The 14311-nt window shown below is 50.9% G+C and carries 13 protein-coding genes and 5 tRNA genes; 1 reads left to right on the forward strand and 17 read right to left on the reverse strand.

What is annotated here, in order from left to right:
* Nucleotides 1–29 precede the first annotated feature (29 nt).
* Nucleotides 30–1316 carry an HlyC/CorC family transporter gene (locus tag ABDW13_RS22195; RefSeq protein ID WP_343554699.1) on the forward strand — a complete coding sequence of 429 codons (1287 nt, stop codon included), beginning with the start codon at nt 30–32 and terminating at the stop codon, nt 1314–1316.
* Between the two features lie 56 nt (nt 1317–1372).
* Here the strand turns inward: ABDW13_RS22195 and luxS are convergent, their stop codons facing one another.
* From luxS to mltB, 17 genes are all read right to left on the reverse strand, one after another.
* Nucleotides 1373–1888, reverse strand: coding sequence for an S-ribosylhomocysteine lyase (luxS, locus tag ABDW13_RS22200; RefSeq protein ID WP_343554688.1), 516 nt, complete (start codon nt 1886–1888; stop codon nt 1373–1375).
* A 150-nt stretch (nt 1889–2038) separates the two neighbouring features.
* Nucleotides 2039–3643 carry a glutamate--cysteine ligase gene (gene gshA, locus ABDW13_RS22205; protein ID WP_343554689.1) on the reverse strand — a complete coding sequence of 535 codons (1605 nt, stop codon included), beginning with the start codon at nt 3641–3643 and terminating at the stop codon, nt 2039–2041.
* A gap of 31 nt (nt 3644–3674) precedes the next feature.
* A complete protein-coding gene (locus ABDW13_RS22210) occupies nt 3675–4103 on the reverse strand; it encodes a YqaA family protein (protein WP_343554690.1) in 429 nt (142 codons plus the stop codon).
* Nucleotides 4100–4666: a fructose-1-phosphate/6-phosphogluconate phosphatase gene (gene yqaB, locus ABDW13_RS22215; RefSeq protein ID WP_343554691.1), complete on the reverse strand. Its 567-nt coding sequence runs from the start codon at nt 4664–4666 to the stop codon at nt 4100–4102. The genes ABDW13_RS22210 and yqaB overlap by 4 nt, the downstream gene beginning before the upstream one ends.
* Nucleotides 4667–4886: 220 nt before the next feature.
* Nucleotides 4887–4963, reverse strand: a tRNA-Arg gene (locus ABDW13_RS22220).
* A 55-nt stretch (nt 4964–5018) separates the two neighbouring features.
* A tRNA-Arg gene (locus ABDW13_RS22225) sits at nt 5019–5095 on the reverse strand.
* Between the two features lie 55 nt (nt 5096–5150).
* A tRNA-Arg gene (locus ABDW13_RS22230) sits at nt 5151–5227 on the reverse strand.
* Between the two features lie 85 nt (nt 5228–5312).
* Nucleotides 5313–5389, reverse strand: a tRNA-Arg gene (locus ABDW13_RS22235).
* An 8-nt stretch (nt 5390–5397) separates the two neighbouring features.
* Nucleotides 5398–5490, reverse strand: a tRNA-Ser gene (locus tag ABDW13_RS22240).
* 316 nt (nt 5491–5806) lie between these two features.
* Nucleotides 5807–5992 (reverse strand): carbon storage regulator CsrA, encoded by a 186-nt coding sequence (gene csrA / locus ABDW13_RS22245; RefSeq protein WP_004155916.1) that lies wholly within the window; start codon nt 5990–5992, stop codon nt 5807–5809.
* Between the two features lie 249 nt (nt 5993–6241).
* Nucleotides 6242–8869, reverse strand: a complete 2628-nt coding sequence (gene alaS / locus ABDW13_RS22250) for an alanine--tRNA ligase (protein WP_343554692.1) — start codon at nt 8867–8869, stop codon at nt 6242–6244.
* A 135-nt stretch (nt 8870–9004) separates the two neighbouring features.
* Nucleotides 9005–9520 carry a regulatory protein RecX gene (locus tag ABDW13_RS22255; protein ID WP_343554693.1) on the reverse strand — a complete coding sequence of 172 codons (516 nt, stop codon included), beginning with the start codon at nt 9518–9520 and terminating at the stop codon, nt 9005–9007.
* A 107-nt stretch (nt 9521–9627) separates the two neighbouring features.
* Nucleotides 9628–10698: a recombinase RecA gene (gene recA, locus ABDW13_RS22260; protein WP_343554694.1), complete on the reverse strand. Its 1071-nt coding sequence runs from the start codon at nt 10696–10698 to the stop codon at nt 9628–9630.
* Between the two features lie 93 nt (nt 10699–10791).
* Nucleotides 10792–11286: a nicotinamide-nucleotide amidase gene (gene pncC, locus ABDW13_RS22265; protein WP_343554695.1), complete on the reverse strand. Its 495-nt coding sequence runs from the start codon at nt 11284–11286 to the stop codon at nt 10792–10794.
* Nucleotides 11287–11388: 102 nt separating this feature from the next.
* A complete protein-coding gene (tam, locus tag ABDW13_RS22270; RefSeq protein ID WP_343554696.1) occupies nt 11389–12165 on the reverse strand; it encodes a trans-aconitate 2-methyltransferase in 777 nt (258 codons plus the stop codon).
* Nucleotides 12166–12349: 184 nt separating this feature from the next.
* Entirely contained in the window at nt 12350–12685 is a 336-nt protein-coding gene (locus tag ABDW13_RS22275) for a zinc ribbon domain-containing protein YjdM (RefSeq protein ID WP_343554697.1), read from the reverse strand.
* Nucleotides 12686–12770: 85 nt separating this feature from the next.
* A complete protein-coding gene (gene mltB, locus ABDW13_RS22280) occupies nt 12771–13853 on the reverse strand; it encodes a lytic murein transglycosylase B (RefSeq protein WP_343554698.1) in 1083 nt (360 codons plus the stop codon).
* Nucleotides 13854–14311: the final 458 nt, after the last annotated feature.

A 14311-nucleotide genomic window follows, 5' to 3' on the forward strand; every position in this document is an offset into this window, starting at 1 on the left:
CCTGCTCACCTCTCACTAAGGATTTTGTGTTGGAACACGTTTCAACCACCACGCTGATCATTACGCTGGTCATCATGGTGCTGGTCTCTGCCTATTTCTCCGGTTCAGAGACCGGCATGATGACGCTCAATCGTTACAAGCTGCGCCACAAAGCGAAAAGCGGCAATCGCGCTGCTCGCCGCGTAGAACGCTTACTGCGTCGTCCCGATCGTTTAATTAGCCTGGTTTTAATCGGTAATAACCTCGTCAACATCCTCGCTTCTGCACTTGGCACTATTGTTGGCATGCGCTTATATGGCGATGCGGGTGTAGCAATCGCCACCGGTATTTTGACTTTTGTGGTGCTGGTGTTTGCCGAAGTACTGCCAAAAACCGTTGCCGCGCTTTATCCCGAAAAAGTGGCTTATCCCAGCAGCGTGTTACTGGCGCCACTGCAATATGTGATGCTGCCGCTGGTATGGCTGCTGAACACCATTACGCGCATTTTGATGCGCATGGTCGGGATTAAGACCGATGGATCAATCAGTTCAGCGCTAAGTAAAGAAGAGCTGCGTACCATCGTGCATGAATCACGTTCGCTGATGTCGCGCCGCAATCAGGACATGCTGCTGTCGGTGCTCGACCTCGAAAAAGTCAGCGTGGATGACATCATGGTGCCGCGCAACGAAATCGTCGGCATCAACGTCAATGACGATTGGAAGTCGATCGTGCGTCAACTCAGCAACTCACCACATGGACGCATCGTGTTGTTCCGTGATTCGCTGGATGATTGTGTCGGCATGCTGCGCGTGCGTGAGGCGTGGCGCATGATGACCGAGAAGAAAGAGTTCAATAAAGAACGCCTGCTGCGCGCCGCCGATGAAATTTACTACGTGCCAGAAGGCACGCCGCTGAATGTGCAATTGGTCAAGTTTCAGCGCAACAAGAAGAAGGTTGGCTTGGTGGTCGATGAATATGGCGATGTGAAAGGCCTGGTCACCATCGAAGATATTCTCGAAGAGATCGTCGGCGATTTCACCACTTCAATGTCACCGTCGCTGGCTGAAGAAGTGATGCCGCAAAATGATGGTTCGGTACTGATTGAAGGCAGCGCCAATGTACGCGAAATCAATAAAGCCTTTAACTGGATGTTGCCAGAAGAGGATGCACGCACCATCAACGGCATGCTGCTGGAAGCATTAGAAGAGATTCCGCTGGTTGATACCCGCGTTACCGTTGGCGCTTACGATATCGATATTCTCGACGTACAGGACAATATGGTAAAGCAGGTGCGCATCACGCCGCATCAAGCGTTGAAATCTTCAATTGGGTCTTAATCTCCATCAACAAAAACGCCGCGATATTCGCGGCGTTTTTCATTGTAGCGTGCAAACTAGATGTGCAGCTCTTTCAGCTTCTCAGCAGGCAGCTTCAGATCTTCATTGCGGTTAACGCCAATGTCATGTGTCAACACATTGCGGGCGATCTGCTGTGCTTCGTCCAGCGAGTGCAGTTTGTAGCTACCGCACTGATATTCGTTCAGTTCTGGAATCTGGCTCTGCTCTTTCACTTTCAGAACATCTTCCATCGCGCCCTTCCAGGCTTTCGCGACGCGCTGCTCATCCGGCGTACCAATCAGGCTCATGTAGAAGCCAGTGCGGCAACCCATTGGTGAGATATCCACGATTTCTACGCCATCACCATTCAGGTGATTACGCATGAAGCCTGCAAACAGGTGCTCCAGCGTATGAATGCCACGCTCAGTCAGAATTTCGATATTCGGACGGCAGAAACGCAGGTCAAAAACGGTGATGGTATCGCCATGCGGAGTATTCATGGTTTTTGCTACGCGCACGGCAGGCGCGCCCATGATGGTGTGATCAACAGTAAAACTATCCAGTAGTGGCATACGTCACCTCCTGTTTTGAGATTTTTTTTGAAACGATGAAACTTTTCTAATCGTCCAACGTCTGAATATATGAAAGACGCGCATTTGTTATCATCATCCCTGACAACAGAGATGTTAATTTTGGCCACATTGATGTGGCCATTTTCTTTTCTAGCCTTCACGACCGGCAAGGTAACTTTCGAAATCCAGCGTGTCGCTCTGTTCCAGCTTCTCTTGCGCTTGTACCGATTCCAACGCCTGACGACTGAAATCATCTTCAGTCAGAATCTCTAATGGTTCTTCACACAACAGATGACGATACTGTTCCGCCAACGCCACGCCCGCTCCGGTCAAACCATTTTCTTTGATGGCATGAAGAATGCGCGCCGAATAGGTTAGCTCAGGATCGTCGAATGACGCTACCAGTTGATCGCAAACCTGTTGATATTGCGTGTCGCCATGATTGCTGTCGAGCACTTCCGCTACGCGACGCAGGTCGGCAAACAGCGCCTTACCCACTTCTACCAGCGTATGCTCCGTCTCGCTACAACCGACCGCGATAACCTGGCCCGGCTTACGCCCTTCCATCACCACACGATTCCAGTTCTTACGGGTACACAGCAGCTCATCGGCGCTCATCTCTGGCGCATCCGCTAAAGTACACCAAATCAGGAACAGATCGAGGAAGCGTGCCTGATTGGCATCAACGCCAATCGCCGAGAATGGGTTGATATCCAGCGAACGCACTTCAATGTATTCAATACCGCCGCGCAACAGCGCATCAGATGGCGCTTCACCTGAACGCGTAACGCGTTTCGGACGAATCGGCGCGTACAGCTCATTTTCAATTTGCAGTACGTTGGTATTCAGTTGCAGCCAGTTGCCATCGGCATCTTTGGTGCCCATCGCCGCGTACTCTTCCGACGGCGTTTTGATCGCCGCCTTCAGTGCCGCCACATAACCTTCCAGTGAATTGAAAGTAATGCCCAAGCCGCTCTGCGATTTATTGGTATAACCGAGATCGCTCAAGCGCAGTGACGTGGCGTGCGGCAGCCACAGCGTACCTTTGCCATCCGTTTCAAATGGCAATTTAGTCTCGCGGCCCTGCAAGAAGGAAGAACAAATCGCCGGTGATGCGCCAAACAGATACGGAATCACCCAACCAAAGCGGTAATAGTTGCGGATCAAACGCAGATAGCCGGCAGAGATAGTTTCCTTACCGCTCTCCAAATCTTTTACATCCGCCCATTCCTGCCAAAACGACAGCGGCAGCGAGAAGTTGTAGTGCACGCCAGAAATAATCTGCATCAATGCGCTATAGCGGTTCTTCAGCCCCTGACGATACAGCGTTTTCATTTTACCGATATTTGAACTGCCATACTGCGCCAGCTCAATGCTATCGACGTCATCAACGTAACCTGGCATGCTAAACGGCCACAGACGTTCTTCGCCCAACTCACGCGCCACGTGGCGGTGAATATCGCGCAGGAACGCCAATGAGCGCTCGATGTCTTGATCAACCGGCGTGATGAACTCCATCAGCGTTTCGGCAAAATCGGTGGTGATCCAATCGTGCTTAAGCGCTGAACCGAGAGATTCAGGGTGACCTGTGGTTGCAAGGTGACCATCGGGTTTTACGCGCAGTGATTCGCGCTCAATACCACGGCCGATACCCTTCAACGCGTCAGGATGCGCTTCCAACCAGGAAAGTGCTTTAGATACGTCCGGGATCACATTAACCTCCCGCTGTGCGAATAATTTATTTTTGTTCAGCATAATGTTAACCGTAGCCTCGAATCTGTGCGAATCAATGCCACCATTGCATTGTTTGTAATGTGGCGGTCGCGATAACGATATAACGCAGCGTTTTACCGATGGCGAGAAACAGCACCGCAGGTAGCCAGGCAAAGCGCAACCAACCTGCGAGCACGCAGAGTAAGTCGCCCACTACCGGCAGCCAGCTGAGTAACAGTGCTGCGGGTCCCAATCGGTGTAACCACGTCATTGCTGTGTTGTGCCATCGCCCTTGCTCTTTAAGCGGCATCAGGCGACCAAGAAGAATGTTGGTCAGGCCACCCAGCGTGTTTCCCACTGATGCAGCCAATAACAATCCATAAACTGAACCCTTCTGGGCGATCAGCAGTGCAACCAGCACCGCTTCCGAACTCCCTGGTAGCAGGGTTGCGCTCAGAAAGCTGCTGCCGAATAACGATCCATAGGTCAGAAATTCATTCACAGTAAACGGACATCAACGACATCCATGCCTGCTGCTTTCGCGGCTTGTACGCCAAAGTCAGCATCCTCAAACACCACACAGCGCTCGGGCGCGATGCCCATTAATTCAGCGCAGCGTAAGAATGTATCGGGTTGCGGTTTATGACGCTGTACATCATCAGCGCCGACTACCGCATCAAACAGGTGATAAACACCCAACTCTTCGAGCAGGGCTTTTGCCAGACTGTGTTCACTGCCGGTGCCAACCGCCATCGGACGACGACCATGATAGGCTTTAACCACTTCCATCAGCGGAAGCGGGCGCACGTCATCCAATAACATTGCCTTGAGGGCCGCGGTTTTCTCCGCTGCCAGCAGATGGGGATCGTGCGTGGCGTTGTTCTGCTCAAGAATGAACTCAGCCAGTTGCCAGGTTGGAGCGCCATTAAAACTCACCATTTTGTCTTCATCCATGGTGAAACCGTAGCGGCTCAGCACCTGCTGCCAGGCTTTTCGATGTGTCGGCTCAGTATCCAGAATTGTGCCGTCCATATCGAAAATCAGGGCGTCATATTGGTCGTACATTGTCACTCCGTCCAGCACCACAAAATGAGCCATTACTTTAGCGTAATGCGCTCAGGTTGTCGCCAGGCGCGCTTAACCGCAAATGCTTTGAAAGCATTAGTAATTTTCGTTTTCAGAAAAAGGTCAGAGGGCAATACCGAGGATAAACGACGGTTAATTCAGTGGTTTTTACGCGTGTTAATACTATTGGCTGAGATATTTGGAAAGGAGGAGCTAAAAGTGGTGCATCCAGGAGGATTCGAACCTCCGACCGCTCGGTTCGTAGCCGAGTACTCTATCCAGCTGAGCTATGGATGCATTGAGATTTTCTTACGATGGACTAACTGAAATAACCTGAGGATGATACGAAGAATGGTGCATCCAGGAGGATTCGAACCTCCGACCGCTCGGTTCGTAGCCGAGTACTCTATCCAGCTGAGCTATGGATGCATTGAGATTTTCTTACGATGGACTAACTGAAACAACCTGAGGATGATACGAAGAATGGTGCATCCAGGAGGATTCGAACCTCCGACCGCTCGGTTCGTAGCCGAGTACTCTATCCAGCTGAGCTATGGATGCATCGAGATAATTCTTGTACAACGCAGGGTGCTAACAACTCACCATGAAAGGAACTGCTCGTTCACTCTTACTTCATCTTTCCGAATGGTGCATCCAGGAGGATTCGAACCTCCGACCGCTCGGTTCGTAGCCGAGTACTCTATCCAGCTGAGCTATGGATGCATCGGAAATGGCGGTGAGGCGGGGATTCGAACCCCGGATGCAGCTTTTGACCGCATACTCCCTTAGCAGGGGAGCGCCTTCAGCCTCTCGGCCACCTCACCTTACGCGTTCTTCCGAACCGTGCTTCTGAACTTGTTTCTGCTCATCGGCACTGCGTGGCGCACATATTACTTTCCCGGACTTATAAGTCAAACATTTATTTCCAGCCATTTGCTTGATTGCACAAATGACGCTCAATTTGGATGCTTTGACGACAAAAAGGGTGATTAATCAACAAAGAAAGTCGGTTGCAGCAGACAAAATAGAGAGAACGAAGCTGAGGGGAAGAGAGAAATGTTGGAGAAGAAAAGCAGAGAAAAGACAGACTGAGGACTGAAAAGCGGTAGCGCCTCGCTTTACAGCGAGGCGCTGAATCCGTTAGTAACTCGTTTGCTGAGTTTTTTCGGCCTGGATGCGCTGATAAATCTCTTCGCGATGGACCGAAACTTCTTTAGGCGCGTTAACGCCAATACGGACCTGGTTACCTTTAACACCCAGCACCGTTACAGTCACCTCATCGCCAATCATGAGGGTTTCACCAACTCGACGAGTTAGAATAAGCATTCTTTGCTCCTTGAAAGATTAAAAGAGTCGGGCTTGTTCGGTCTCCCGGCCGTATCCATCATATAACGCTGAACAATGCCTATGACAAATACACCATTGTGCTTCGCCATGCCAATACATTCTGCTGATAGTTAGTTTAGCCGAAATACACTACATCAACCGGACTTTGTCATTACCTGGTGTGCACTGTGTTAAAAAAGCGCCAGAATTCGGGCTTCTGGCGCTTATCACAATACGAAGTTTTATACGTTACAGTCGGTTACTAACCCATTCCTGCACGCCAGCTAGCGCGCCAGCCAGTGCCTGCGGCTCTGTTCCGCCGGCCTGTGCCATATCTGGGCGACCACCGCCTTTACCGCCAACCTGAGAGGCAAGTTCGCCAACCAGCTCACCGGCTTTAACACGGTCAGTAAGATCTTTTGTCACACCAGCAATCAGCGATACTTTGCCAGCATCCACTGTTGCCAACACGATAATGGCGGAACCCAACTGGTTCTTTAAATCATCGACCATGGTACGTAACATTTTTGGCTCAACGTTGCTTAATTCACTCACCAGCAACTTGGTACCTTTAACGTCAACCGCTTTGCTACTCAGTGAAGCGCTTTCCTGCGCTGCTTGCTGATCGCGAAGTTGTTGCAGTTCTTTTTCCAGCGCGCGAACGTGATCAACCAAGCCACGCACTTTTTCATTCAGATTACTGCTGTTGGCTTTCACCAGAACGGCCACATCTTGCAGCTGTTGGCTCTGCGCATTGACTTGCGCCAGTGCACCTTCACCGGTTACCGCTTCAATACGGCGAACGCCTGCCGCGGTGCCTGATTCCGATTGAATGCGGAACAGACCGATATCACCGGTGCGCGCAGCATGTGTGCCACCACACAGCTCAACCGAAAAGTTGCCCATGCTCACTACTCGCACGCGTTGATCATATTTTTCGCCAAACAGCGCCGTTGCACCACATGCCTTCGCCTCATCCAAATCCATTTCTTTGGTTTGAATGAGCAAGTTGCGGCGAATCTGTGTGTTAACGATATCTTCAACATCACGGATTTGCTGCGGCTTCATCGCTTCAGTGTGCGAGAAGTCGAAACGCAAATATTTGTCATTATTCAGTGACCCCTTCTGGCCCACATGATCGCCCAACACTTCACGTAATGCTGAATGCATCAGGTGAGTTGCTGAGTGGTTCAGAATAATGCGTGCGCGACGCACTTCATCGACTCGCGCATTCAGGCGATCGCCAACACGTAATTGGCCGTTGCTCAGCTTACCGATATGTCCAATGGCTTTGCCATACTTCTGAGTGTCCAGCACGCTAAATTCAGCATTCTGCCCAGACAACACGCCGGTATCGCCAACCTGTCCACCCGATTCGCCGTAGAATGGCGTTTTGTCGAGTACTACTATCGCATCCTGACCCGCGCTAATCTGCTCAACTTGCTGACCGTCAACGAACAGCGCTTCAACGACAGCGTCCAGCTCCAGATGGTCATAACCTTTAAAGTCAGTGACGGCATCGATACGAATCACGTTGTTGTAGTCGGTACCAAAACCGCTGGCTTCACGCGCACGCTGGCGTTGCTGCTCCATCGCCGCTTCGAAACCCGCTTCGTCAATTTTCAGATTACGTTCGCGGCACACGTCGGCAGTCAAATCCGCTGGGAAACCGAAGGTATCGTAGAGACGGAAGACGGTTTCGCCATCAAGCGTGTCGCCTTGCAGTTTCGCTAGCTCATCATCCAGTAGCGCAAGTCCACGCTCCAGCGTCTTAGCAAACTGCTCTTCTTCATTTTTCAGCGCGTTTTCAACATGCATCTGCTGACGCTTCAGGTCTTCGCCCGCTGCACCCATGACTTCAATCAACGGAGCAACCAGCTTATAGAAGAAGGCCTCTTTTGCCCCCAACATGTTGCCATGGCGCACCGCGCGACGAATGATGCGACGCAGTACATAGCCGCGGTTCTCATTCGAAGGGATCACACCATCAGCGATCAGGAAAGCACAGGAACGGATGTGGTCAGCAATCACGCGCAGCGACTTGTTGTCCAAATCGGTTGCACCTGTTATTTGCGCCACTGATTTGATCAGTTTGGCAAACAGGTCGATTTCGTAGTTGGAGTTGACGTGTTGCAACACCGCAGCAATACGTTCCAGCCCCATACCGGTATCAACCGACGGTTTTGGTAGCGGTTGCATGGTACCGTCGGCCTGACGGTTAAATTGCATGAAGACGATGTTCCAGATCTCAATGTAGCGATCGCCGTCTTCTTCCGGGCTACCCGGCGGGCCACCCCAGATATGATCACCGTGATCGAAGAAAATTTCGGTGCATGGACCGCAAGGACCGGTATCACCCATTTGCCAGAAGTTATCTGACGCATAAGCGCTGCCTTTGTTGTCGCCGATACGGATGATGCGCTCACGTGGCACACCAATATCGTTGGCCCAAATTTCGAAAGCTTCATCGTCAGTTTCGTAGACGGTTACCCACAGGCGCTCTTTCGGCAGCTTAAACCACTGCTCACCGGTCAGCAGTTCCCAGGCATAAGCAATCGCTTCTTTCTTGAAGTAATCGCCAAAGCTGAAGTTGCCCAACATTTCAAAGAAGGTGTGGTGACGCGCTGTATAGCCCACGTTTTCCAGATCGTTATGCTTGCCACCGGCACGTACACAACGCTGTGAAGTGGTCGCACGCGCATAGTCGCGTTTATCCTGACCAAGGAAAACGTCTTTAAACTGGACCATGCCGGCATTGGTAAACAGCAATGTCGGATCGTTGTTTGGTACGAGGGAGCTGCTAGCTACAACCTCGTGCCCCTTGCTATGAAAAAAGTCGAGAAACGCTTGACGGATCTCAGCAGTGCTCTTGCTCATAAAATTCCTGGAATCACGCTAACGAACGTTCCCTTTCGCTGGCAAACCACATCCATCCGGCCTACCGCTGACTGAGGAACAAAAAGTGGGAATAAGATAAATTTTCTTCAGTGGGAAGTAAAATCACATTGCCTTTCAGTCGTCAAAATTTCTGAAAACGGCCTGAATATCTTCCATCATAAAGCCTTTCGACATTAAAAAACGCTGTACCTTGCTTTTCTCGGCCCAGGTTTGTGGCAAAGGATCGCCAAACTTTCGTTTGGCAAGGTCGGCAGCGCTTTGGCTCCAGTCAACGTCGGTATCAAACAGCGCCTGATTAATTTCATCACGGCTAATACCTTTTTGTTGCAACTCCATGCGCACACGTTGTGGGCCATAACCTTTGCGAGCGCGACTTTGGATAAAGCGTTCGGTAAAACGTTGATCGTTAAGCCAATCGCTTTCCTGACACCAGTCGAGGACTTTTTCCAGCAACTCATCTGGAATTGGCGTGCTCTCCTGCTGCTGCAAGTAAGCTGCGCGTTGGGAAGAAAGTTGCAGCTTGCGCTTTAACTCTTCACGACTGTGATCGCGCTGAGAGAGGATACGCATCGCGCGATCCAGCAAACGCGAATATGTTGGCACCGGTGCCGCAGATGGTGATGATGACATGAGATCAACCTTGTTCTAACAGTGGCGCAGGGTAAAGCAAGAAGACGGCGAGGGAAAGTGCTGGCGGGGGAAAGCAAAACGGGAGCATCTCTGCTCCCGTCTGTATTTTAGAAATCTTCGTTGGTTTCGCTGGCTTCTTCGTGGTCTGCAGCAAAGGCTTTTGAAGTCTCTTCCGCCACCACATCGCCGCTCAACAGCAAGTCGCGCAGTTTCTTGTCAATTTCATTGGCGATAGCCGGGTTCTCTTTGAGGAAGTTGGTTGAGTTCGCTTTACCCTGACCAATTTTCTCACCGTTATAGCTGTACCACGCACCGGCCTTCTCAACCAGCTTGTGCTTCACACCCAGATCCACCAGTTCACCGAAGGTGTTGATGCCTTCACCGTACATGATCTGGAATTCAGCTTGTTTAAATGGCGCAGCGATTTTGTTCTTCACCACTTTAACGCGGGTTTCGCTGCCCACCACTTCATCGCCCTCTTTAATCGCGCCAATACGACGGATATCCAGACGAACAGAAGCATAGAATTTCAGCGCGTTACCGCCGGTTGTGGTTTCTGGGTTACCGAACATCACACCAATTTTCATACGAATCTGGTTGATGAAGATCAGCAGCGTGTTTGACTGCTTCAGGTTACCCGCCAACTTACGCATTGCCTGGCTCATCATACGAGCAGCCAGACCCATGTGCGAATCACCGATTTCGCCTTCAATTTCTGCTTTCGGCGTCAATGCAGCAACGGAGTCAACGATGATGACGTCAACAGCGCCTGAACGCGCCAGCGCATCACAAATTTCCAGCGCTTGCTCACCGGTATCCGGCTGAGAACACAGCAGGTTATCAATATCAACGCCCAGTTTTTTTGCATACACCGGATCCAGCGCATGCTCGGCATCGATAAAGGCACAGGTTTTACCTTTACGCTGTGCTGCGGCAATAACCTGCAGCGTTAACGTGGTTTTACCTGAAGATTCGGGACCGTAAATCTCAACGATACGCCCCATCGGCAAGCCACCCGCGCCCAGAGCGATATCCAGGGACAGTGAACCGGTAGAGATGGTTTCGACATCCATTGAGCGGTCTTCACCCAAGCGCATGATGGAGCCTTTACCAAATTGCTTCTCAATCTGGCCCAGTGCGGCAGCTAAAGCCTTCTGTTTGTTCTCGTCGATCGCCATTTCCACTCCTAATCATGCTGGGTGAGCCGACATCATATATGTCGCTCGTTCTGTTGCCGCTAATTATACTGTACGCTCATACAGTATCAAGTTTTAATTTATCAGAAATTCATCAAGCAGCGTTTGTAGCGCAAAGGCTACTGATTGGCGGCGGACTGCATCGCGGTCACCGGCAAAAATCTCGCGCTGAGTGAATACACGATTCTCCGGGCCAGCAATGGCAAACCAAACCGTACCAACCGGCTTGTCCGGTGTTCCACCATCGGGTCCGGCAATGCCACTCACCGCAATGGCGTATTCTGCCGTCGCCGCTTTACTGGCACCGCGCGCCATTTCACGCACAGTTTGCTCACTTACCGCGCCAAATTGCGCCAGCGTTTCGCCCTGAACGCCTACCATCTGCTGCTTGGCTTCATTGCTGTAAGTCACAAAACCACGTTCAAACCACGCTGAGCTACCGCTGATATCGGTAAAGACCTTGGCAATCCAGCCGCCAGTGCAGGATTCTGCAGCCGTCACGGTTGCTTCTTTTGCTTTAAGTTGTTCACCAATACGACGGCTCAACTGTTGTAACTGTTCATCGTTCATCGCCTTCTCCCGTTGTGGCGTTTCACGTTAGCAGTAAATGGAGCGCTGGAAAGCCCTTTTCAACCGCCAGCAACCATTTCTGCGCACCAGATTCCAGTTATCTCAGCGCGTTTTCACAGCAACCATAAACAGACGCGGGAACGCTAGCAAAACCTGCCCGTCGCGCCGAATTGGATAAGCCGGGATCAATGCCTGATGATAATCATGCAGAAAAGCCGACTGCTGCGATTCATCTAAACCAGCAAGGAAAGGACGCAGCCCGGTGGCACGTAACCAGGTGATAATGCCTTGAGCATCGGCCATTGGGTGATAGTAAGTGGTGCGCCAGATATCAACCTGGCATCCCGCATCACTCAGCAAATCGTAGTATTGATCCGTGGTGAGTAGACGTTTGCGGTCTGCCGCCTGCGGCGAAATCAGCGCCTGCCATCTTTCATTTGCCGCCACTTCTCGCATCAAACGGTGCGACGATTCTTCAAGATTATCCGGCATCTGAATGGCTAACGCGCCACCTACTGCCAACTGCTGCACGAGATGTGGCAACAACGTGTGATGCTCAGTCAACCATTGCAGCGAAGCGTTAGCATAAATGACGTGTTGAGACTGCTCGGCTTGCCAATTGCGAATATCTGCCTGCTGAAAAAGGCAGGCAGGCAACCGTTCACGCGCCTGCACCAGCATAGCTTCAGAGCTATCAATACCGGTTATTTGCGCGTCAGGCCATGCTTGTGCCAGCAATTCTGTGCTGTTGCCAGGCCCGCAGCCAAGATCGGTGGCAAAGCGCACATCGGTGAGCGGAATACGCTGCAAGAGCTCGCGCGCCGGTCGGGTGCGTTCCGATTCAAACTGACGATACAGCTGTGGATTCCAATCTTGCATGGCAATGCTCCTGTCTTGGCTGAAGAGCCACACACTACCTTTTTTTCACAGATTGTTAGAAAGAGAAAAGTGCGAAATCTGACTTTTTATTTACGCCGGGGAGAGGGGTGAATTGATATAAGAAGGCGTGAAATGTTGGGGTATTACGTTCAAAAAAACAGGACGGCGTGGTGCCGTCCCACTATCAATTCTTTTTCACAAACTCAGACTTGAGTTTCATCGGGCCAAAACCGTCGATCTTACAATCGATATTATGATCGCCTTCAACCAGACGAATGCTTTTAACTTTGGTGCCGATCTTCAATGTGGAAGAGCTGCCTTTAACCTTAAGATCCTTGATAACAGTAACACTATCGCCATCAACCAGCAGATTGCCGTTGGCATCACGTACCACTAAATCATCAGAAGAATCATTGCCATTCATTGTCCAGATATGGCCGCATGAAGGGCAGTTTAGGTTATCGCCATCTTGCCAAGTGTAATCGGCCTGGCATACCGGGCAAGCAGGTAAGGTACTCATAAGCGCTCCTCAGAAGTCGGATGCGGCAAAGATAGCACCGCAAAAGGGGCGCTATCTTATACCCTTACACTTTGCAAGGACAGCATTAAAGCATGTTACCCTGGCGCGCTTTCGCTACGGCCTCACCCAATTGCCACACCGCCATGGCATAGTGCGTGCTGTGGTTGTAGCGCGTAATCGCGTAGAAATTTGGCAAACCATACCAATATTGATAGCTGGTGCCCAAATCCAGACGCAGCAAACTAGCTTGGTTATTTCCGTCCAGCGATCCTTGCGGCGTTAAACCACTTGCTGCCAGAGTGCTCACCGGATATTGAGTTTTGAATCCGTTCTCCAATCCCGGCGCCTGACCACTTGCAGGTACAGCGACATTTTCACCTGCACGCCAGCCATGTTCTTTAAAGTAATTGGCGACACTGCCAATCGCATCAACCGGATCCCACAAGTTAATGTGTCCATCGCCATTGAAATCAACGGCGTACTGTTTGTAGGAGGACGGCATAAATTGACCGTAGCCCATCGCCCCCGCAAACGAGCCGCGCAGATCCAGCGGATCATCCTGTTCAGTACGAGCCATCAGCAGGAAGGTTTCTAACTCACCGCTGAAGTACGCAGCACGACGTGGATAGCTAAATGACAAGGTTGCCAACGCATCCAGCAAGCGGGTTTTACCCATTACTCGGCCCCAACGGGTTTCAACGCCGATAATGCCCACGATAATCTCCGGCGGCACACCGTAAACCTGCTGCGCACGTTGCAGCGCATCCTGATATTGGTTCCAGAATGCCACGCCATTTTGCACGTTATCTGGCGTGATGAACTTATTGCGATAGCGAATCCACGCGCCATTCGGACCTGTCGGTGGCGTGTAACTCGGCGCTTGCTGATCCATTAGGCGTAACACGTAATCCAGACGCTTCGCCTGACCAATCACCGCATGCAGTTGCTCACGGTTAAATCCATGTTTTGCCACCATCTGATCAATAAACTGCTCAGCCGCCGGATTACCGGCAAAATCGCCAAACATCGGCTGAACCGCATGGGAAGGCTCAAGCAAAAAACCGCCTTTCGGTGCAGGGACAACATCGGGTTGTTGATGAGTGGCAGGCTTACTGCTGCATGCAGCAAGCAGAGTGATAAGCGGAAGAAGAGCAACCTTAAAACGCATTAGATATCCATAAGCCAGGTGAAACCGGAAGCACTTATGGTAATCGTTCATCGAAGTGACATACAGAGCAATATCTTAAAATTTAACCATTTCAGGTTCGTTTCAGCCGATTGCAACGTGAATTTGCGAGACGGCTCCACGCTTTACCTTTTTCACCAAATATTGCTTTTTACGGCTTCACGCAATTTGTTATGGTCGGCAGCCAGAAAGCCCCTACTGGCGGATGAAGGTCATGCAGCAAAAATGGTAACATCGCGCTTTCGTTATCGCTTGAACGATAACAGTACATACAGGCTGCACCAGTCCAGCCTTGGTAATTAAAAGAATGAACGTTGAGTGAGAATGAGATGAAAGGAGCAGAGCAAATGGACTTTAGTGGCCATACGCCGATGATGCAGCAATACCTGCGCCTGAAGGCCGATCATCCTGACATCCTGCTGTTTTATCGCATGGGCGAT

The organism is Pantoea sp. (assembly GCF_039594315.1).
Classification (GTDB): Bacteria; Pseudomonadota; Gammaproteobacteria; order Enterobacterales; family Enterobacteriaceae; genus Pantoea.

Coding starts and splice junctions, on each gene's coding strand:
- luxS (WP_343554688.1), bottom strand. CDS start 1,888: ATGCCACTACTGGATAGTTTTACTGTTGATCACACCATCATGGGCGCG.
- gshA (WP_343554689.1), bottom strand. CDS start 3,643: ATGCTGAACAAAAATAAATTATTCGCACAGCGGGAGGTTAATGTGATC.
- yqaB (WP_343554691.1), bottom strand. CDS start 4,666: ATGTACGACCAATATGACGCCCTGATTTTCGATATGGACGGCACAATT.
- csrA (WP_004155916.1), bottom strand. CDS start 5,992: ATGCTTATTCTAACTCGTCGAGTTGGTGAAACCCTCATGATTGGCGAT.
- alaS (WP_343554692.1), bottom strand. CDS start 8,869: ATGAGCAAGAGCACTGCTGAGATCCGTCAAGCGTTTCTCGACTTTTTT.
- ABDW13_RS22255 (WP_343554693.1), bottom strand. CDS start 9,520: ATGTCATCATCACCATCTGCGGCACCGGTGCCAACATATTCGCGTTTG.
- recA (WP_343554694.1), bottom strand. CDS start 10,698: ATGGCGATCGACGAGAACAAACAGAAGGCTTTAGCTGCCGCACTGGGC.
- pncC (WP_343554695.1), bottom strand. CDS start 11,286: ATGAACGATGAACAGTTACAACAGTTGAGCCGTCGTATTGGTGAACAA.
- tam (WP_343554696.1), bottom strand. CDS start 12,165: ATGCAAGATTGGAATCCACAGCTGTATCGTCAGTTTGAATCGGAACGC.
- ABDW13_RS22275 (WP_343554697.1), bottom strand. CDS start 12,685: ATGAGTACCTTACCTGCTTGCCCGGTATGCCAGGCCGATTACACTTGG.
- mltB (WP_343554698.1), bottom strand. CDS start 13,853: ATGCGTTTTAAGGTTGCTCTTCTTCCGCTTATCACTCTGCTTGCTGCA.